The organism is Gordonia hongkongensis, from assembly GCF_023078355.1.
GTDB lineage: Bacteria > Actinomycetota > Actinomycetes > Mycobacteriales > Mycobacteriaceae > Gordonia > Gordonia hongkongensis.
This window is the reverse complement of the sequence record NZ_CP095552.1, coordinates 5,046,823-5,065,466: the sequence shown is the minus strand read 5'-3', so window position 1 is coordinate 5,065,466 and position 18,644 is coordinate 5,046,823. Positions and strand designations below refer to the sequence as shown.

14 protein-coding genes are annotated in these 18,644 nt (G+C 67.5%); 8 read left to right on the top strand and 6 right to left on the bottom strand.

The features are described 5' to 3' along the window. The first annotated feature begins 16 nt into the window (after positions 1-16). Complete coding sequence (locus MVF96_RS22830) at positions 17-3,460, top strand: serine/threonine-protein kinase (RefSeq protein WP_247450604.1); 3,444 nt, start codon at positions 17-19, stop codon at positions 3,458-3,460. 115 nt (positions 3,461-3,575) lie between these two features. Continuing rightward, the gene (locus MVF96_RS22825) at positions 3,576-4,409 is read left to right on the top strand and encodes an aldo/keto reductase (protein ID WP_068972157.1); all 834 of its coding nucleotides are present in this window, start codon (positions 3,576-3,578) and stop codon (positions 4,407-4,409) included. A gap of 438 nt (positions 4,410-4,847) precedes the next feature. Here MVF96_RS22825 and MVF96_RS22820 read toward each other — a convergent pair whose 3' ends face one another. From MVF96_RS22820 to MVF96_RS22805, 4 genes are all read right to left on the bottom strand, one after another. Then, a complete protein-coding gene (locus MVF96_RS22820) occupies positions 4,848-5,642 on the bottom strand; it encodes a class I SAM-dependent methyltransferase (protein WP_247450603.1) in 795 nt (264 codons plus the stop codon). Between the two features lie 93 nt (positions 5,643-5,735). Beyond that, complete coding sequence (gene xylB, locus MVF96_RS22815; RefSeq protein WP_247450602.1) at positions 5,736-7,136, bottom strand: xylulokinase; 1,401 nt, start codon at positions 7,134-7,136, stop codon at positions 5,736-5,738. Beyond that, positions 7,133-8,608, bottom strand: a complete 1,476-nt coding sequence (locus MVF96_RS22810; protein ID WP_247450600.1) for a mannitol dehydrogenase family protein — start codon at positions 8,606-8,608, stop codon at positions 7,133-7,135. The genes xylB and MVF96_RS22810 overlap by 4 nt, the downstream gene beginning before the upstream one ends. Then, complete coding sequence (locus MVF96_RS22805) at positions 8,605-9,660, bottom strand: NAD(P)-dependent alcohol dehydrogenase (RefSeq protein WP_247452161.1); 1,056 nt, start codon at positions 9,658-9,660, stop codon at positions 8,605-8,607. Before MVF96_RS22805 ends, MVF96_RS22810 begins: the two co-directional genes overlap by 4 nt. A 150-nt stretch (positions 9,661-9,810) precedes the next feature. Here MVF96_RS22805 and MVF96_RS22800 point away from each other — a divergent pair, with 150 nt between their 5' ends. The 6 genes from MVF96_RS22800 to MVF96_RS22775 all read left to right on the top strand — a co-directional run bounded on the left by MVF96_RS22800 (position 9,811) and on the right by MVF96_RS22775 (position 16,154). Next, on the top strand, positions 9,811-10,851 hold the full coding sequence (locus tag MVF96_RS22800; protein ID WP_159371669.1) for a sugar-binding transcriptional regulator: 1,041 nt from the start codon (positions 9,811-9,813) through the stop codon (positions 10,849-10,851). After that, entirely contained in the window at positions 10,848-12,206 is a 1,359-nt protein-coding gene (locus MVF96_RS22795; RefSeq protein ID WP_247450599.1) for an ABC transporter substrate-binding protein, read from the top strand. The genes MVF96_RS22800 and MVF96_RS22795 overlap by 4 nt, the downstream gene beginning before the upstream one ends. 2 nt (positions 12,207-12,208) lie before the next feature. Beyond that, complete coding sequence (locus MVF96_RS22790) at positions 12,209-13,162, top strand: carbohydrate ABC transporter permease (RefSeq protein ID WP_058252870.1); 954 nt, start codon at positions 12,209-12,211, stop codon at positions 13,160-13,162. Next, positions 13,162-14,049: a carbohydrate ABC transporter permease gene (locus tag MVF96_RS22785; protein ID WP_247450597.1), complete on the top strand. Its 888-nt coding sequence runs from the start codon at positions 13,162-13,164 to the stop codon at positions 14,047-14,049. The genes MVF96_RS22790 and MVF96_RS22785 overlap by 1 nt, the downstream gene beginning before the upstream one ends. Positions 14,050-14,089: 40 nt before the next feature. Further along, a complete protein-coding gene (locus tag MVF96_RS22780) occupies positions 14,090-15,196 on the top strand; it encodes an ABC transporter ATP-binding protein (RefSeq protein WP_247450596.1) in 1,107 nt (368 codons plus the stop codon). A 175-nt stretch (positions 15,197-15,371) separates the two neighbouring features. Then, on the top strand, positions 15,372-16,154 hold the full coding sequence (locus tag MVF96_RS22775; RefSeq protein ID WP_247450595.1) for a sulfite exporter TauE/SafE family protein: 783 nt from the start codon (positions 15,372-15,374) through the stop codon (positions 16,152-16,154). 51 nt (positions 16,155-16,205) lie between these two features. Here the strand turns inward: MVF96_RS22775 and MVF96_RS22770 are convergent, their stop codons facing one another. Continuing rightward, positions 16,206-17,159, bottom strand: coding sequence for a DUF808 domain-containing protein (locus MVF96_RS22770; protein WP_058252869.1), 954 nt, complete (start codon positions 17,157-17,159; stop codon positions 16,206-16,208). 133 nt (positions 17,160-17,292) lie between these two features. After that, positions 17,293-18,612 (bottom strand): MFS transporter, encoded by a 1,320-nt coding sequence (locus MVF96_RS22765; protein WP_247450594.1) that lies wholly within the window; start codon positions 18,610-18,612, stop codon positions 17,293-17,295. Positions 18,613-18,644: the final 32 nt, after the last annotated feature.

The window sequence follows — 18,644 nt, the reverse complement described above, 5'->3', positions numbered from 1 at the left end:
GCGATCGAGGCACGTCATGGCCGAGAACGATCCGCTGACCACACAACGCGATGCCGTCCGCGACGTCGCCGGTGAACTGGTGGAAGCAGGTTTCGCCGATCCGGTCGAGATCGGTCGTGGTGGCTACGGTGCCGTATATCGCTGCCGCCAGCCCGCATTGGACCGCGATGTCGCGGTCAAGGTGCTGACCGACCACCTCGACGCGCAGAACCTCGAGCGGTTCGTGCGTGAGCAGCGTGCGATGGGACGACTCTCCGGGCACCCGAACATCGTCAACATCCTCGAGGTCGGGTCCACGCCCGAGGGCTTTCCGTTCATCGTGATGCAATACCACCCCCACGCATCGTTGGATCTGCGCATCCGCAGGGACGGTCCGCTCGACTGGCGCGACGTGCTCCGGCTCGGCATCAAGGTGGCCGGTGCGCTCGAGACGGCCCACCGGGCGGGCACCCTGCACCGCGACATCAAGCCGGGGAACATCCTGCTCACCGAATACGGCGAACCCCAGTTGACCGACTTCGGCATCGCCCGTATCTCCGGCGGCTTCGAGACCGACGCCGATCTGGTCACCGGTTCGCCCGCCTCCACCGCGCCCGAACTCCTCGCCGGTGCGACGCCATCAGTGACCTCCGACGTCTATGGGCTGGGCGCGACCCTGTTCTGTGCGCTGACCGGCCACGCGGCGTTCGAGAGGCGCAGCGGGGAGCAAGTGGTCGCGCACTTCCTCCGCGTCGCGAGCGAAGGAGTCCCCGATCTCACGTCGGCCGGATTCCCCGCGGAGGTGTCCGGCTGCATCGAACATGCGATGGCGCGCGAACCCGCCGACCGCCCCGGGTCGGCGGCAGAGCTGGGCGAGGAACTGCGGAACGCGCAGCGGCGGCTCGGGGTGCCACTCGACGGGATGGCGCTGCCAGACGGGGCCACGGTACCTGCTACCTCGACGACGACGACGACGACGACGCCGCGGCGGCGGACGACGATGACGCTGCCCATGCCGTCGACGAAATTCCGCCCACCCGTCCGGCCTCGGGCACAGGTCACCAGGGCCCGACTCCTGAAGACACTGCGCGACGGGAAGCTGCGCCGTCTCACGCTCATCCACGCACCCACCGGCTACGGAAAGACCACGGTCGCGGCGCAGTGGGCCGAGGAACTCGCCGTCGACGGCGTGCCGGTGGCGTGGCTAACGGTCGACGACACCGACAACGACGTCGCACGGTTTCTCGCCGACCTCGTCGAGGCACTGCGCCGGGCGGCCCCGGACGCCGTCGGCGACCTCGCGGCGGCGGTCGAGGAACACGGCGATCGTGCCGAGGAGTACGTGCTGACATCGCTGATCAACGAGGTTCACGAGCACGGCCGGCGCATCGCGCTCATCGTCGACGACTGGCACCGGGTGACGGACCCGGCGGTCATCGGAGTGATGGACTATCTACTCGAACACGGTTGTCATCACCTGCAGGTGATCGTGACCAGCCGCACCCGGAGGGGCCTCCCGGTCAGTCGCCTGCACGTCCACGACGAGATCATCGAGATCGACATGGAAGCACTGTGTTTCGACGAGGCGGAAGCCGGGCGGTTCCTCCTTGATGTCGCCGGTCTGGACCTGCGGGGCGACGAGGTCGCCGATCTGTGGTCATCGACCGACGGTTGGGTCGCGGCGCTGCAACTGGCGTGTGTGTCGCTGCGCCGATCCGGGCGTCCCGGCGAGCTGATCGGTGACATCTCCGGCCGGCACCATGCCATCGGTGACTTCCTCGCCGAGAACGTCCTGGGCGTGCTGGAACCGGAGGTCCTGCACTTCCTGCTCACCGTCTCGCTGCCGGAACGGATCTGCGCCGATCTCGCGACCACGCTGAGCGGCGAGGAGCGAGGACAGGCCATGCTCGAGGAGATCGAGCTCCGTGACCTGTTCCTCACCCGGGTCGATCAGGCCGGACAGTGGTTCCGATTCCACTCCCTGTTCGCCGAGTTTCTCCAGCGCAGGCTGGAACGCGATGAACCGCAACTCATTCCGCAACTGCACCGCAGGGCGTCGGAGTGGTTCGCGGGGCACGGAATGCTGACCGAGGCGGTCGACCATGCGCTCGCCGCCGGTGATGCGGACCGTGCCATCGAACTCGTCGAGACCTACGGCCGGTCACTCATCGAACACTCGCGAATGACCACCCTGATCACATTGATGGAGAAGTTGCCGCCTGTGACGGTGGCGGCCAACCCGATCCTGCAGATGCAACTCGCGTGGGCGAACCTCCTCCTGCACCGCGCCGCGCTCGCCGAAGCCTCCCTCGAACGGGCGCGGGTCGCACTCGAGCGACTGGCGAGGTCAGATGCTGCCCTGGGAATTCGCCGTGAGGCCGACATCGCCGAGGCGTGCGTGCGCGCCATCTCCGACCGGCTCGACGGGCTCGACGAACTGGTGGCGCGCCTGGACGACGACCTCGACGGGTTGCCGCCGTTCCTCGTGTCGGCCATCCACAATGTCGGGACCCTCGGCGCCACCTTGCGATTCGACTTCGACGAGGCTCACCGCTGGCAACAACGCGCGATCCCGGCACACCGACGCAACACCGGTCCGTACGCGGTCATGTACGGCTACGGACTCGACGGGCTCGCCTACGTCGAACAGCTCGACCTCGATCGTGCCGAAGCATGCTTCCGTACGGGACTGCGGTTGTCGCGCGAACAGGGTTCGTCGACCCAGTCGCAGGGTGCGCAACTCGCCAGCGCCCTTCTCGCGGCGGTCCGGTACGAGCGCGGTGATCTGTACGAAGCCGAACGGCTGCTCGACGAGAGCTTCTTCATCGGGGCCGCCGAAGGCGTCGTCGACATGATCGAGGCTCGGCATCTCGTCGGGGCGCGCGTGGCGTTGTGCCACGGTGACCGGGCGGTCGCGGGGTCCTACCTCGACGAAGCCGTGGACATCGCCGAGCGGCTCGACACCCCGCGGCTGCGTGCCGTCGCCGAGAACGAGCAGGTGGTGAGGCACCTGCCGGCTCGTCGAGGGGTGTCTGCGCGTGTCGACGCCGACGCCGAGGTGCCGACACGCGGCATCGCGGCGATCGTCGCGCAACTCCATGCCGAGACCGCGATCCGGTTGATGCTCGACGCCGGCGAGTCCGCCGAAGCCCCTGACGTCGCCTGTCGATGGGCGCAGGAGTGGGTGAACAGGTTGGTCGGCAGCGGCCGCCACCGAGCGATTCTGCGGGCGCGACGACTCCTGGCGATGTGTCTCGACGCGGCCGGGCGGCCGGACGAGGCACGTGCACAGACCCTGGCTGTCCTGGCGCAGTGCGCAGCGTCGGGCATGGTTCGGTTCCCGCTGGATGGCGGCGACGACTTCACCCGGCTCGTCGACGACGTCGCCCGCGGTGTTCGTGCCGGTGACCGTCCCGCGCCGGCAGCGTTGTCGCCGGATTTCCTCGAGCGGTTGCTCGGCGCCGGCGGCACCCGTTCGTGACCGGCCGGGAATACCCGGATGGGCCGGTGGCCTTGAACCACAACGTGGCCCCAGACCGCCCGCCGCGCGGGTGCGGGGCAGAGATAGACGACCCCTAGAGAGAGGACAAGTGCTCATGGCAGTCCCGAACATCACACTGAACAACGGAATCACCATCCCGCAGTTGGGTTTCGGAGTCTTCCAGGTTCCGCCGGAGGACACGCGTGAAGCAACTCTGACCGCATTCGAGGTCGGATACCGCCACATCGACACCGCAGAGATGTACGGCAACGAGAAGGGCGTCGGCGAAGCGGTCCGCGATTCGGGCATTCCGCGCGACGACATCTTCATCACCAGCAAGCTGAACAACGGCTTCCACGACTACGACGACGCCCTGAAGGCGCTCGACGGGACCCTTGCCGACCTCGGCGTCGAGCAGATCGACCTCTTCCTGATCCACTGGCCACTGCCGGAGGTGGGCGATTACGTCCAGACCTGGAAGGCGCTCGAGAAGGCCTACGCCGACGGCAAGGCGCGAGCGATCGGCGTGTCGAACTTCCAGCAGGCGCATCTACAGCGTCTCTTCGACGAGACCGACGTCGTACCCGCGGTGAACCAGATCGAGGTGCACCCGTATCTGTCGCAGAACCCGTTGCGCGCGTTCAACTCCGAGCACGGCATCGCGACCGAGGCATGGTCCCCGATCGCCCAGGGCAAGGTGACCGACGACCCGGTAATCACCGAGATCGCCAAGTCCAAGGACCGCTCGCCCGCGCAGGTCACCCTGCGGTGGCACATCCAGCGCGGCGACATCGTCTTCCCGAAGTCGGTGACCCGCTCGCGCGTCGAGGAGAACTTCGCACTGTTCGACTTCGAACTGTCCGACGACGAGGTCGCCCAGATCGACCGCCTCAACAGCGACGAGCGCATCGGGCCCGATCCGGACACCTTCAACTACGTGCCGGAGTGATTCACCCCCCCGTCGACTGTGCTCCCCTGAGGTGCGAGCGGTGACCTCTTCTGTTCCCTGAGGTGCGAGCGGTGACCTCTTCTGTTCCCTGAGGTGCGAGCGGTGACCCTTCTGTTCCCTGAGGTGCGAGCGGTGACCCTTCTGTTCCCTGAGGTGCGAGCGGTGACCCTTCTGTTCCCTGAGGTGCGAGCGAAGCGAGCCTCGAAGGGCCTCGCAAGGTGCCTCACCAGGCCCTTCGTGGCTCGTCGCTATCGCTCCTCGCACCTCAGGGAGCGGGGGTGGCGGCGCTATCGCTCCTCGCACCTCAGGGAGCGGGGGGTGGCGGCGCTATCGCTCGTCGCACCTCAGGGAGCGGGGGGCGGCGCTATCGCTCCTCGCACCTCAAGGACCATTGGGGCTGTCGTTCTCTCGGATCAGGGGACGGGGGTGCCCGGAAGGTCAGCAAAGGTTCTCTGAGCGAGCAGGTTTCGACAGCGATGCGCGCAATTGGCTGAACCGGAACAGTGCGGGTTCGCCGACGACGTCGGTGTAGCGATCGATGACCGTGTCGACGAAGTCGTCGACTGCGCTGTCCGGTAGGCGGCTCGTCCAATCCGACGCCCCGACCGCGAACCAGGCTCGGAAGTCGTCGACCGAATCGAACTGCCAGTTCAGGTCTTTCACCGTCAGGTCGTCCGCGATGAAACCGGCGTCGGTGGCGAGGTCCCCGAATCGCGCCGGTTCGACGTGGACGTAGGGCGCGTCGAAGCCCTCGAAGTAGCGCTTTCGCTCCGGTTGCGCCGCGACCTCCATCGCCACGTCCTCGATGCTCGGTCTCTCGGTGGCGCACACCATCTGTAGCACCGCCCGACCGCCGTCGACGAGACTGCGAGCGATTCCTTGCAGCGCTGCCCTCTGGTCGTGCACCCAGTGCAGCGCGTTGAACGACACCACGATGTCGAAGTCGTCGTCGAAGGGCAGGGCAAGCACGTCGTCGACGTGGAACTGGACGCGCAGCAGGTCCGCCGGGACCCGGAGCAGCGCGCGTTCGATCATCCGGCGCGAGGCGTCGACGCCGACGACCGAGCCCGACGGCAGCCGGTCGGCGAGCAGCATCGTGATGAAGCCGTCGCCGCACCCGATGTCCAGCAGGCGTTCGGTCCCGGTGAGTTCGAGGTCGCCGATCGACTCCTCGGCGACCATGCGCTGCAAGGCGCTCACGTCCGCGTACCGGTCACCGTCCCAATCGACCATCGCTCACTCCTCGGTTGTGTACCGACCCCGGGCCATTGTCCCGGCAAGTGCGCACGGCTGCCGGACGTTCGGCGTATCCGGGCCGCCGCAGTCCTACCGCCCCGCCTCGCGTTCCACCATGAGCGAGGCCTCCCGGTAGTGCGCGTACACCTCGGGCGTGGGCGTCCCGGTGAGTGTCTGGGTCGATGTCTCCCACGCGGGCAGTTCACCGGTCAGGGCCCACGCGGCCTGTCGCGCCGCACCGAGCGCCACGTGTTCGCCGTCGGCGGGGACGACGACCTCGCCGCCGAACAGACCCGGTGCGATGTGGCGCACCGCAGCCGACTTCGCGCCACCGCCGGTGAGCAGCACGCGCTCGACGTCGATGCCCTGCTGTTCGATTCGTTCGCGGCAGAACACCAGAGACGAGACCAGGCCCTCGACGGCCGCGCGGGCGATCGCGGCCGGGGTGAAGTTGGCCGCGGTCAGCCCCGTCAGCGTGCCGGTCGCGTCGGGGAGGTTCGGCGAGCGCTCGCCGGCGAAGTAGGGCACCATCGTGACGCCACCCGCGCCGGGCTCAGCCGACATGGCCAACCGCGCGAACTCGGCCAGGTCCACGCCGAGCATCGACGCGGTCGACGCCAGCACCGGGGCGCCGTTCAGGGTGCAGACCAGTGGCAGGTGACGCCCGGTCGCGTCCGCGAACCCGGCCACCAGACCCGACGGATCATTCGGCGCCACGTCGCCGACGGCGCTGACCACGCCCGACGTGCCCAGGGAGACAACGGCATCCCCGGGGCCGGCGTGCAGTCCCAGTGCGGCTGCGGCGTTGTCGCCCGCGCCGGCGCCCACGACGACGCCGGTCGGCGTGACGCCGGCCCGTTCCGCGGGGCCGAGGACCCGGGGCAGAAGTGGTCGACGGCCGCGGAACGCGGCGTCGAGCAGATCGGTTCGGTACTCGCCGGTCGCCGCGCTGAAATAGCCGGTGCCGGAGGCGTCGCTGCGGTCGGTCGTCAGCTCGGCGAGGTCGTGACTGTCGCGCAGTCGCCAGGTCAGCCAATCGTGCGGAAGGCAGATCGCAGCCGTGGCGTCGGCGTGCGCCGGTTCGTGGTCGGCCAGCCAGCGGAGTTTGGTCGCGGTGATGGAAGCCACCGGCACCACCCCGACAGAGCGTGCCCACTGCTCGGATCCGCCGAACTCGTCGACGAGAGCAGCAGCGCTCGGTGCGGATCGGGTGTCGTTCCACAGCAATGCTTCCCGGACCACCCGGCCGTTCCCGTCCAGACAGACCATGCCGTGCTGCTGGCCCGCCACGGACACCGCGGAGACGTCGTCGAAGCCGCCCGCGGCGGCGACCGCAGTGCACAGTGCGTCCCACCAGTGATCCGGGTGTACCTCGGTACCGGCGGGGTGCGCAGCGTGCCCGGTGCGCACCACCTGCCCGGTGTCGGCGTCACAGACGACCACCTTGCATGACTGGGTCGACGAATCGATCCCGGCGACCAGCGTCGTCATGCGAGCAGGTCGATCAGTGTCGCGCGGGTTCCCTTGCTGCGCAACGAATCCAGCGCCGACAGATACGGAGTGGTGAACAGCGGATCCTGGGCGAGGGTACCGAACAGCTCGGGGTCGGCGACGAAGGCCAGCGGGTCGGTGCGGGACCGTTGCGCTCGCGGAACGAGTTCGGCCGCAAGGGGGTCGACGACGTCGATCGGTTCCCCCGCCTCGTCGGTGCCCTCGGCGTAGCGGGTCCAGCTCGCCACGACCGCAGCGGCGAGGTCGCTTCGCCGGCCCTGTTCGAGGCGCTCGCGGATCACCGGGACCAGCCACTTCGGGATGCGGTCGGAGGAGTCCTGACACAGTCGCGCGATGGTGTCACCGATCGCCGGGTTGGCGAAACGTTCGAGGAGGGTGTCGATGTACTCCTCGACGTCGACGCCGGGAAGCGGACGGAGGGTGGTTGCGCCTTCTTCGGTCATGTAGCGGTGCAGCAGGTTCCGGATGTCCGGGTCGGACGACGCGTCGTGGACGTAGCGGTACCCGAGCAGATATCCGAAGTAGCACAGCGCCTGGTGACCGGCGTTGAGCAGTCGCAACTTCATCAGCTCGTACGGGGTGACGTCGTCGACGACCTGGACTCCCACCTGCTCCAGTGCGGGGCGTCCCATCGAGAACTCGTCCTCGAGCACCCACTGCGTGAAGGGCTCGGCGACCACCGGCCAGTTGTCGTCGACACCGGTGCGATCGGCGACCTCGGCGGCCAACTCGGGCGGTGTGGCCGGGGTGATGCGGTCCACCATCGAGTTCGGGAACCGGGTGTTGGATTCGATCCACGCGGCCAGTTCCGGATCGCGCAGCTGCGCATAGGCGAGGAAGGTCGATCGTGCCATGTGCCCGTTGCCCTGGATGTTGTCGCACGACATGACCGTGAACGACGGGACACCGCGGTCCCGGCGCCGCGCGAGTGCCTCGGTCACCAGTCCGAAGACGGTGCGCGGCGGCGCACTGGTCTCAAGGTCGGCGACGATGTCCGGGTTCGTGGCGTCGAACTCGCCGGTCGACGGTGAGAAGTTGTAGCCGCCCTCGGTCACCGTCAGCGAGACGATGCGTGTCGCCGGGTCGCTGAGCCGCTCGATGACTTTCTCAGGATCGTCTGGAGCGTAGAGGTATTCGACGATCGATCCGATCACCGAGGTCTCGACGGCGCCGTCGGGGTGTTTGAGGGTGAGTGTGAACAGTCCGTCCTGCGGCCCCAGGGCGTCGCGCATCGCGGCGTCGGCCGTACGGACGCCGACCCCGCAGATGCCCCACCCGCTCGCCGACGCGTCGGTCGCGAGGAGACGGTCGAGGTACATCGCCTGGTGTGCACGGTGGAACGCACCCACACCGAAGTGCACGATCCCGGGGGTGACGCCCGAACGGTCGTACGTCGGGACGTCCACGCCGGCGAGGCCCGACATCGTCTCGTTGTTCAGGGGTGTGCTCATCGACGAGTTCCTTCCGTCTCGTTCGGGGCGGTATCGGCGGGCCCGGGCAGGTATCTCGAAAGAGACGGGTAGACCACAGCTTTGATGGTGCCGGGTGTGCGATCGGAATTCAGTGCATCCGTGAGTTGGTCGAGTCCGAACCGGGCGGTGACCATCGCATCGAGGTCGACGGCGCCGCTCCGGACCAGCGCGAGAGCCGTCGGCCAGGTGTTGGCATAGCGGAACACCCCGGTCAGCACCAGTTCGCGGTTCTGGATGAGCGACACCGGCAGTTCCATCGAGTCGGCGCCCATCCCGACGAGGACGACGCGCCCGCCGGGACGCACCCGGGCCAGTCCATCCCGGACCGCACCCGCGACACCGCTGGCATCGACGAAGGCGTCGACGGGTTCGCTCCCGGTTCCGGGCTCGATCACCGTGGTGGCACCGAATTCGAGTGCGCGAGAACGTCGCTGCTCATCGGGCTCACTGACGACGATGCGTGCGAGACCGGACGCCCGGGCGACCTGCGCCACCATCAGGCCGATCGGACCCGCGCCGGCGATCAGGACCGAGCCGCCCACCGACACCTCGGCTTTGCGCATCGCGGCGATGCCCACGGAGAGCGGCTCGAACAGGGCGGCGGCCTCGTCGGAGACCTCGGGTGGCACGGGATGGGCGAAATCGGCTCCGATGGTCACGAATTCGGCGAAGGCGCCGTCCACCGGAGGCGTCGCGTAGAACCGCATGTGTGGGCACAGGTGGTAGTCACCGCGTCTGCTCTCCGCTGTGGTCGGGTCGGGACGCTGCGGTTCGATGGACACCCGCTCGCCGACCCGGCCCGGGTCCACCCCTTCCCCGACGGCGACGACGACCCCGGCCGCCTCGTGACCGAGGACGAGCGGTTCGCGGACCACGTACTCGCCGATCCGTCCGTGACGAAAGTAGTGGGTGTCGGACCCGCAGACCCCCACCGCGCGCACGGCCACCGTGACGTCACCGGGCTCCGGGTCCGGCGACCTGCGACTTTCGGTGGTCACCGAGAGATCGGGATGCAGGACGGCGGCGCGCATCGCGTCGGGAACGTCCGCTATGGGGCGATCGGCTGTTGCGTGGGTCACACCCGGATGCTAGCTTATTGAGCACATTGACCGCCAGTGAGCAGATGCTCACCGTCGTTGGCTCAACGGGCGACGGCGACGACAGGGACGGGGCACGCGACCATGGCACCTCGGAAGTCGACGAGCGACGACGGCGAGCCGTCCGTCTCGACAGTCCGCGCGGCCTCGCGCGGAACTCCCGACTCCGGCCAGGACCTGCGTCTTCTCGTCCGCGCCGCGACGATGTACCACCTCGAGGGGCTCACCCAGGCCGAGATCGCATCACGCCTGGGCGTCTCGCGGCCGACCGCCGGTCGGCTGGTGGCGCGAGCCCGGGCGCAAGGCCTCGTCCGCGTGTCCGTGGCTGCGCCGGCGCACCTCTCGGCCTCGATCCACACCGATCTCGAACGCGCGGTGGAAGAGACCCTGGGTCTCGACGAGGTGCTCATCATCGACGAGGTGGCCGACGGCACCACCACCGGCAACGCCGCGCTCGGCCGCGCCGGGGCCTCGGTGCTCACCCGCCGCATCCAGGCGACCGACACCTTCGGATTCACCTGGGGGCCGGAGCAGGTGGCTGTCGCCGACGCCATGGCCGCATCGGCGTCGTGTCAGCGGGTCGTGCAGATGGACGGCTCGATGACCTCGGTGGAGTACCACACCGGCGTCGACCATGCGCTGTCCCGGTTCTCCGAACGTCTTCATGCCCGTCCGCTGCGGCTGGTCGCACCGCTCTATGTCGACCCGGAGACGGTCACCGCCGTGAACCGTGATTCGATTCTGTCGCAGGCGCTCTCGGCGGCGCGCGGTGCACAGGTGATGCTCTTCGGCGTCGGGTCGGTGTCGACGTCGACCACGTTGTTCGAGGGCTCGTTCATCGATGCCGTCGTCCTCGACGAACTCCTGGAACTCGGCGCGGTCGGAGAGATCGGCGGACGCTTCTACGACGCGCACGGCGTCGCGGTGCCCTCCAGTCTCGTCGATCGGACCGTCTCGGTGTCGCTCGACGCGGTCCGGGCCTGCCCGACATCGATCCTCGTGTCCGGTGGCACACACCGTCGCGAATCCATCCTCGGTGCACTGCGCGGTGGCTACGCCACCATTCTCGTCACCGACCTCGCCACCGCCGAATGGCTGGTGGTGCAAGAGAAAGGCGAACAATGATGTTCTCCCGACACCGAGTGCGATGGGCGCTGGGTGCGATCATCGCGACCGTGACGCTGGTGCTGACCGGCTGCTCCGGCGCCGGTTCACTCACCGGCGGCGGTGGTCGCGAGATCACCGTCGCGATGGTCTCCAACTCGCAGATGCAGGACGCGGTCAAGCTGTCCACGCAGTTCGAGGAGCAGAATCCCGGCGTCACGGTGCGATTCGTGACCCTCTCCGAGAACGAGGCGCGGGCCAAGATCACCGCATCGGTGGCCACCGGCGGCGGTGAGTTCGACGTCGTGATGATCAGCAACTACGAGACCCCGATGTGGGGCGAGTACGGCTGGCTCGTGAATCTGAGCCCGTACATGGATGCGGATCCCGAGTACGACGCCGACGACTTCATCCCGACGCTGAAAACGGCTCTGTCTCACGATGGTTCGATGTACTCGGCGCCCTTCTACGGCGAGTCGTCGTTCCTGATGTACAACAAGAAGCTCTTCGCCGAGGCGGGGGTGTCGTTGCCGGCCCAACCGACGTGGCCACAGGTCGCGGAGGCGGCGGCCAAGCTCGACAACGAGCGCACCGCGGGCATCTGCTTGCGCGGCAAGCCCGGCTGGGGTGAGGTGCTCGCCCCGCTCAACACGGTGATCAACGCCTTCGGCGGCCGCTGGTACGACGAGTACTGGAACGCGCAGCTCGACAGTCCGGAGGTCGCCGCGGCGGTGAAGTTCTACGTCGACACCGTCCGGAACCACGGCGAGGCCGGCGCCGCGTCGTCGGGTTTCCAGGAGTGCGGAAACCTGTTGTCGCAGGGCCAGGTCGCGATGTGGTACGACGCGACCTCGGCGGTGTCGGTGCTCGAGAGCCCGGACACCTCGTCGATCGCCGGGGACGTCGGCTACCTGCCGGCGCCCAGTATGGCCAAGGGAGACAACGGCTGGCTCTACACCTGGTCGCTCGGCATCCCCACCAGCAGCGAGCACCAGGACGAGGCGTGGAAGTTCATCCGGTGGATGACCAGCAAGAGCTACATCGAGTACGTCTCGGAGTCCCTGGGGCCCAGTCACGTCCCACCGGGCAGCCGCCTGTCCACGTATGAACTGCCGGCCTACAAGGAACTCGCCGCGCCGTTCGCCGAGCAGACACTGAGCGCGATGCGCGCAGCGAACCAGTTGAAGCCGACCCTCGAGCCGGTGCCCTACACCGGCGTCCAGTTCCTCGCGATCCCGGAGTTCCAAGACCTCGGAACCCGGGTGAGTCAACAGATCTCGGCAGCCATCGCCGGTCAGATCAGTGTCGACGACGCGCTCGCCCAGGCACAGGAGTACGCCCAGGTCGTCGGCAAGTCCTACCAAAGGGAGCAGTGATCATGGCCACCGCAGTCTCCACTCCACCACCCGACACGACCCCGAAGGCACCGCTGACGTCCTCGCGTGATCACGTCACGCGCGCCGAGGGCTGGCGGCGTCGCGGCCCGCTCCTGCCGGCCCTGATCTTCTTGATCGTGGTCACGCAGATCCCGTTCGTGTTCACGCTGTACTACTCCACCCAGTCATGGAACCTGGTACGTCCGGATTCGCGTGCGTTCGTCGGTCTCGACAACTATGTCGCGGTCTTCGGCGACAGTCAGTTCTGGCGGGTGACGGTCAACACGATCCTGCTGATCGTCGGCACGGTGCTCATCTCGGTGCTCCTCGGTCTGATGTTCGCCCTTCTGCTCGACCGGAAGTTTTTGGGCCGGGGCGTGGTTCGGACACTGCTCATCACGCCGTTCCTGGTGACCCCGGTGGCGGCTGCGCTGCTGTGGAAGACGAGCTTGCTCTCGCCGACCAACGGACTCGTCAACTGGGCGCTGAGTCCGTTCGGTATCGAGACCGACTGGCTGTCGGAGTTCCCGCTGATGAGCGTGATGGCCGAATTGGTCTGGCAGTGGACGCCGTTCATGATGCTGCTGATCCTCGCGGGCCTGCAGTCGATGCCCCGTGACATCCAGGAAGCGGCACGCGTCGACGGCGCCACGAGCTTCCGGCTCTTCCGGGAACTCACACTCCCGCATCTGCGCCGGTTCATCGAACTGGGTGCGGTGCTCGGGGCCATCTACCTGGTGAACACCTTCGACGCGGTGTACATGATGACCTCCGGTGGTCCGGGTGTCTCCAGTTCGAATCTGTCGTACTACATCTACCAGCGCGCGTTCCTCGGCTTCGACATCGGCCAGGCCGCGGCGATGGGTGTCGTGACGGTGATCGGCACGATCGTCGTCGCCACGCTCGCCCTGCGACTGATCTTCAAATCATTCTCCGGAACAGAGGAGCCGGCCTGATGACCACCGACATTCGCTCCGACCATGCGTCGGCGGGCAATACAGAAGACAAGTCCGGCACCGAGATCCGCCGTCGGCGCCGTCCGCGGCAGGCGGCGCTGACCGCGGTGACCTGGATTCTCGCGATCGGGTTCTTCTTCCCCGTGCTCTGGATGGTGCTGACCGCGTTCAAGCAGGAGAGCGACGCCGCGACGAACCCGCCGACCTTCTTCTTCGAGCCCACGCTGCAGCAGTTCCGAGACGTCTTCGACGCGGGAATCGCGACACCCCTGTTGAATTCCTTGTTCGCGACGATCGTGTCGACGATCCTGGTGCTGCTCCTGGGCGTGCCCGCGGCGTTCGCGCTGTCGCTGCGCCCGGTACGCAAGACCAAGGACGCGCTGTTCTTCTTCATCAGCACCAAGATGCTGCCGATCGTCGCCGCGATCATCCCGCTGTACGTGATCGTCGGCGAGATCGGGATGCTCGACAACATCTGGACCCTGATCGTCCTCTACACCGCGATGAACCTCCCGATCGCCGTGTGGATGATGCGGTCGTTCTTCCTCGAGGTCCCCGGCGAACTCCTCGAGGCCGCCAGCATCGACGGCGCGAGTCTGTGGACGTCGGTGCGTGAAGTGATCCTGCCGCTGATCTCGCCGGGAATCGCAGCGACAGCACTGATCTGCGTGATCTTCTCGTGGAACGAGTTCTTCTTCGCCGTCAACATGACCGCGGTCAACGCGCAGACGATGCCGGTGTTCCTGACCGGTTTCATGTCCGGCCAGGGCCTGTACTGGGCGCAGCTGTCCGCCGCATCCGTGCTCGCCGCGCTGCCGGTCGTCATCTGCGGCTGGATCGCCCAGAACAAGCTCGTCCGCGGCCTGTCGTTCGGCGCGATCAAGTAGTCCGCATCCCCCCAACAACTTGTAGAAACCGGAGAACATCATGGCTTCCATCACCTACGACAAGGCCTGCTGCGTCTACCCCGGCGCGGACAAACTCGCCGTCGACTCACTGAACCTGGACATCGACGACGGTGAGTTCGTGGTCCTCGTCGGACCGTCGGGCTCGGGCAAGTCCACCGCCCTGCGCATGCTCGCCGGGCTCGAAGAGATCGACTCGGGTCAGATCCGGATCGGTGGCGACAACATGGTCGGCGTCGCGCCCAAGGACCGCGACATCGCGATGGTCTTCCAGAACTACGCGCTGTACCCCAACAAGACCGTCGGGGAGAACATGGGTTTCGCGTTGAAGATGCGCGGCGTGCCCGCCGACGAGCGCAAGCGCAAGGTCGCCGAGGCCGCGCGGTTGCTCGACCTGACCGACTTCCTCGACCGCAAGCCGGCGAAGCTGTCGGGTGGCCAGCGGCAGCGTGTCGCCATGGGGCGGGCCATCGTTCGCGAACCGCAGGTCTTCTGCATGGACGAACCGCTGTCGAACCTCGACGCCAAACTCCGCGTTCAGACCCGTACCCAGATCGCGGCCCTGCAGCGGCGTCTGGGCACCACGACCGTCTATGTCACCCACGACCAGGTCGAGGCGATGACGATGGGGGATCGTGTCGCTGTCCTCAAGAACGGTGTGCTGCAGCAGTTCTCCACGCCGACGGAACTGTACGACCGCCCGGTCAACGCATTCGTCGCCGGGTTCATCGGCTCGCCGGGGATGAACCTCTTCGTGGCGCCGGTCGTCGACGGTGTGATCACCGTGTCGGGCGCCGCCGTGGACATCGACGCCGAAGCGCAGGCCGCGCTGCGTCGTTCCGGTCTGGAGTCCGTGGTCGTGGGCATCCGTCCGGAACACCTCGCGTTGTCCGACGGTGGCACCGGACTCAACGCCGACGTCGCTCTCCTCGAGGAACTCGGTAGCGAGACCTACATCTACGCCAACCTCGCCGACGACTCGGTCCGCAACCTCGACGGCGATCCGATGGTGATGGTCGCGCGGTCTGCCGAACGCTCACCGGCCAAGCGGGGCGAGGGCATTCGCCTGCGCCAGTCCGACAGCGCGGTGCACCTGTTCGACCCGTCGAGTGGAGACCGCCTCAACTGACCGACCCGTCGACTGGGCACCGTTTCGCGTCGCGAGGTTCTCCGCTGGCTGAGCCCTGTTCTCCGCTGGTCGAGCCCTGTTCTCCGCTGGTTGAGCCGTGTTCTCCGCTGGTTGAGCCCTGTCGAAACCACCCCGGTGCACCCGGCGTAGATCTCGAAGGGCACCCTCGGAGACTGTGACCATCTGGGAACTAGTCGTCGTACTCGTCGCCGGCGTCGGGGCGGGCGCGATCAACGCCCTCGTGGGCAGCGGAACCCTCATCACGTTCCCGACGCTGGTCGCGTTCGGCGTCCCGCCGGTCACCGCGACGATGTCCAACGCGATCGGCCTCGTCGCCGGCGGGGTGTCCGGAACGTGGGGATACCGGCGTGAACTCGAGGGCCAGTGGCCGCGACTCCGGTGGCAGATTCCGGGGTCGTTCACCGGTGCGATCGCCGGCTGCTGGCTTCTGCTCCATCTGCCGGAGACGGTGTTCGAGACCGTGGTCCCGATTCTGCTCGTCGCCGCGCTGATCCTCGTCGTCGCCCAGCCCTACATCCAGAGATGGGTGGGCACCCGCACTTCTCTCGGCGGAGACCTCACGCCATCGCATCTCGGTCCCCTGCGGGTCGCGGCGATGACCATCGGGACATTCGCTGTCGGTGTCTACGGCGGTTACTTCACCGCCGCGCAGGGCATCCTCTTGATGGGCATTCTGGGGGTGGTCGTACCGGACCACCTGCAACGGCTGAACGCGGCGAAGAACCTGCTGTCCCTGGTGGTCAACGTCGTCGCCGCTGTCACGTACACGCTGGTCGCGTTCGACCGGATCGATTGGTGGACCGCGGCGGCCATCGCCGTCGGCTCGCTCATCGGCGGTTTCCTCGGCGCCAGGTATGGACGGCGCCTCTCCCCCCGCGCGCTTCGCGGGGTGATCGTCGTCGTCGGGCTCATCGGTCTCTGGCGACTGCTCGCGTGATCCCGGGGTGCACGGTCGACGTGAATCGATGCCCAGTCGACGGGCCTCGGGTCAGTGCGCGGCGGCGGTGTCCTTCTTGCGCCGCGGGATGACGTGCAGGATCGCCACGATGATGGCACCGACCACGAGGCCGACGACGGCGGAGAGCACGGTGCCGGCCGTCCAGGACAGCACGGCGCCGAAGCCGCCGTGGACAAGCTCTTCGAACCAGTGCTCGACGTCGTGGAGCCGATCGGCGGGCCAATGGAAGCCGGCCTCGCCGACGTTGACGATCAGGATGTGGCCGCCCACCCAGAGCATGGCCGCGATACCGACGACCGTCAGCGTCGACATGATCTTGGGCATGGCGCGGACCAGACCGCGGCCGATCTTCTGCACCGTCGGCGACTCGCGCTGCGCCAGTGCCAGCCCGACGTCGTCCATCTTCACGATGACGGCGACGACGCCGTAGACGAGCGCGGTGATCAGGAAGGCGACGACCACGAGGACCGCGAGACGGGTCCAGAACGGTTCGGACTCGACGGAGGACAACGAGATGACCATGATCTCGGCGGACAGGATCAGGTCGGTGCGGATCGCGCCGCTGACCATCGTCTTCTCGAACTCCGGACCGGCTTGACCGGCGGTCTGCTCCTCGGCGTGGTGGCCGCCGCCGATCGCCTCCCAGACCTTCTCGGCGCCCTCGAAGCAGAGGAACAGGCCGCCGGCGATCAGCAGGTAGGGAAGCGCCTGCGGAAGGAACTGGCTGAGGATCATCGCCACCGGCAGGATGATCAGCAACTTGTTGCGGATCGAGCCCAGGGCGATCTTGCGCACGATCGGCAACTCGCGGTCGGGCGTGAACCCGTGGACATAGCGAGGTGTGACCGCGGTGTCGTCGACCACGACTCCCGCCGCCTTGACGCTGGCCTTGCCGGCCGCCGCGCCGATGTCGTCGAGAGATGCGGCGGCCGCCCGGGTGAGGGTCACGATGTCATCGAGCAGGGCGACGAGACCACTGGCCACGTGAACCTCCGGGGTTCGAGGGACTGAGTTCTCGAACAGTATGCCGAAACGGACGCGGACCACACTGTGCAGAGGCGGTCCGCGTCCGTTTCGTCGGATTCGGTTGTCGGGCGCCGGATGACGCCGGGTCGGGTCAGGTACGCGCGGGAACGGCCGGGGTGTCGTCGGCAGCGTCACCGGCCTCGCCGAGTCCGCGGCGCTTCCGTCGGATCGTCATCAGCGTGAGCAGACCGATCGCGCTCGAACCGATGAGGAAGTAGGCGGGGGAGAGCGAGTTGCCGGTGCGGTCGATGAGCCACGTGGCGATGTAGGCGGCGGTCCCGCCGGCCAGGACCGTCGACAGGTTGAAGCCGAGGGCGACACCGGTCAGACGAACCTTCGTGTCGAACAGCGACGGGAACAGCGGCGCGGTGGCGACCTGGATCAGTGGGGTGCACAATGCGAACACCGCGAAGGCGATGGCGGCCACCGCCAGGCCGTGACCGGTCATCAGAGCCATCGCGGGGTAGGCGAGAGTTGCGGCGGTGAGCAGTCCGGCGATGAGGACGGGCCGACTTCCGAAGCGGTCCACCAGGGTTCCCGCCAATGGCATACACGATGCGATGAAGACGATAACGCCGGCGGCGGTCCAGGTGACTGCGGTCTGACTGTATCCACCCTCGCGGACGAGGTGGATGCCGATGTAGGTGAGCACCATGTACCCGGTCGCGTTCTGGGCGATACCCAACCCGAGGACCTGCAGGACCTGGGCGGGTTGGCTGCGCAACAGCTCTCGGAGCGGCGCCTTCGGCAGTTCGCGCCGTTCGGCGGTCTTGGTGAACTCGGGCGAGTCCTCGATGCGGGTTCGCAGCCACAGGCAGAGGACCAGCAGCGGTAGGCCGGCGACGAACGGGATGCGCCAGCCCCAACTGTCCATCTGGGCCTCGGAGGTCAGTGCCGAGGTGGTCGCGACGACGATCGCAGCCAGGGCGAAGCCGCTGTTCGAGCCCAGTGCGACGATCGATCCGCCCAGACCGCGACGCTTCGGTCCGACGATCTCGTAGACGTAGGTCAGCGCGCCGCCGAGCTCACCGCCCGCCGAGAAGCCCTGGAGCAACCGGGCGATGACCAGCAGGATCGGTGCGAGGACCCCGACCGCGGCGTAAGTGGGCAGCAGGGCCATGAGCGTGGTGCCCACACCCATCAGGATCACCGACACCAGGAGCGCACGCTTGCGGCCGAAGCGGTCGCCGAGACGTCCGAAGAAGATGCCGCCGATCGGCCGCATCAGATATGCCGACGCGAAGACGGCGAGGCTGGACAGCAGCGAGGCGGTCGGGTCATCGCTGGGGAAGAACAGCGGGCTGACCACGACCGCGAGGTACGCGTACACCGTCAGGTCGTAGTACTCGACCACCGTTCCGATGCCGGCCGCGACGACCGCTCGCCGACTCCGTCGATCCTGGGATGCCATGAGGTCTCTTTCTGGGAATGGACTCGGGGAGC

What these genes read in the sequence shown, in the direction of transcription:
- MVF96_RS22790 (WP_058252870.1), top strand. Translation starts at nt 12,209, where the DNA reads ATGGCCACCGCAGTCTCCACTCCACCACCCGACACGACCCCGAAGGCA.
- MVF96_RS22795 (WP_247450599.1), top strand. Translation starts at nt 10,848, where the DNA reads ATGATGTTCTCCCGACACCGAGTGCGATGGGCGCTGGGTGCGATCATC.
- MVF96_RS22780 (WP_247450596.1), top strand. Translation starts at nt 14,090, where the DNA reads ATGGCTTCCATCACCTACGACAAGGCCTGCTGCGTCTACCCCGGCGCG.
- MVF96_RS22820 (WP_247450603.1), bottom strand. Translation starts at nt 5,642, where the DNA reads ATGGTCGATTGGGACGGTGACCGGTACGCGGACGTGAGCGCCTTGCAG.
- MVF96_RS22810 (WP_247450600.1), bottom strand. Translation starts at nt 8,608, where the DNA reads ATGAGCACACCCCTGAACAACGAGACGATGTCGGGCCTCGCCGGCGTG.
- MVF96_RS22785 (WP_247450597.1), top strand. Translation starts at nt 13,162, where the DNA reads ATGACCACCGACATTCGCTCCGACCATGCGTCGGCGGGCAATACAGAA.
- MVF96_RS22800 (WP_159371669.1), top strand. Translation starts at nt 9,811, where the DNA reads ATGGCACCTCGGAAGTCGACGAGCGACGACGGCGAGCCGTCCGTCTCG.
- xylB (WP_247450602.1), bottom strand. Translation starts at nt 7,136, where the DNA reads ATGACGACGCTGGTCGCCGGGATCGATTCGTCGACCCAGTCATGCAAG.
- MVF96_RS22765 (WP_247450594.1), bottom strand. Translation starts at nt 18,612, where the DNA reads ATGGCATCCCAGGATCGACGGAGTCGGCGAGCGGTCGTCGCGGCCGGC.
- MVF96_RS22805 (WP_247452161.1), bottom strand. Translation starts at nt 9,660, where the DNA reads ATGCGCGCCGCCGTCCTGCATCCCGATCTCTCGGTGACCACCGAAAGT.
- MVF96_RS22825 (WP_068972157.1), top strand. Translation starts at nt 3,576, where the DNA reads ATGGCAGTCCCGAACATCACACTGAACAACGGAATCACCATCCCGCAG.
- MVF96_RS22830 (WP_247450604.1), top strand. Translation starts at nt 17, where the DNA reads ATGGCCGAGAACGATCCGCTGACCACACAACGCGATGCCGTCCGCGAC.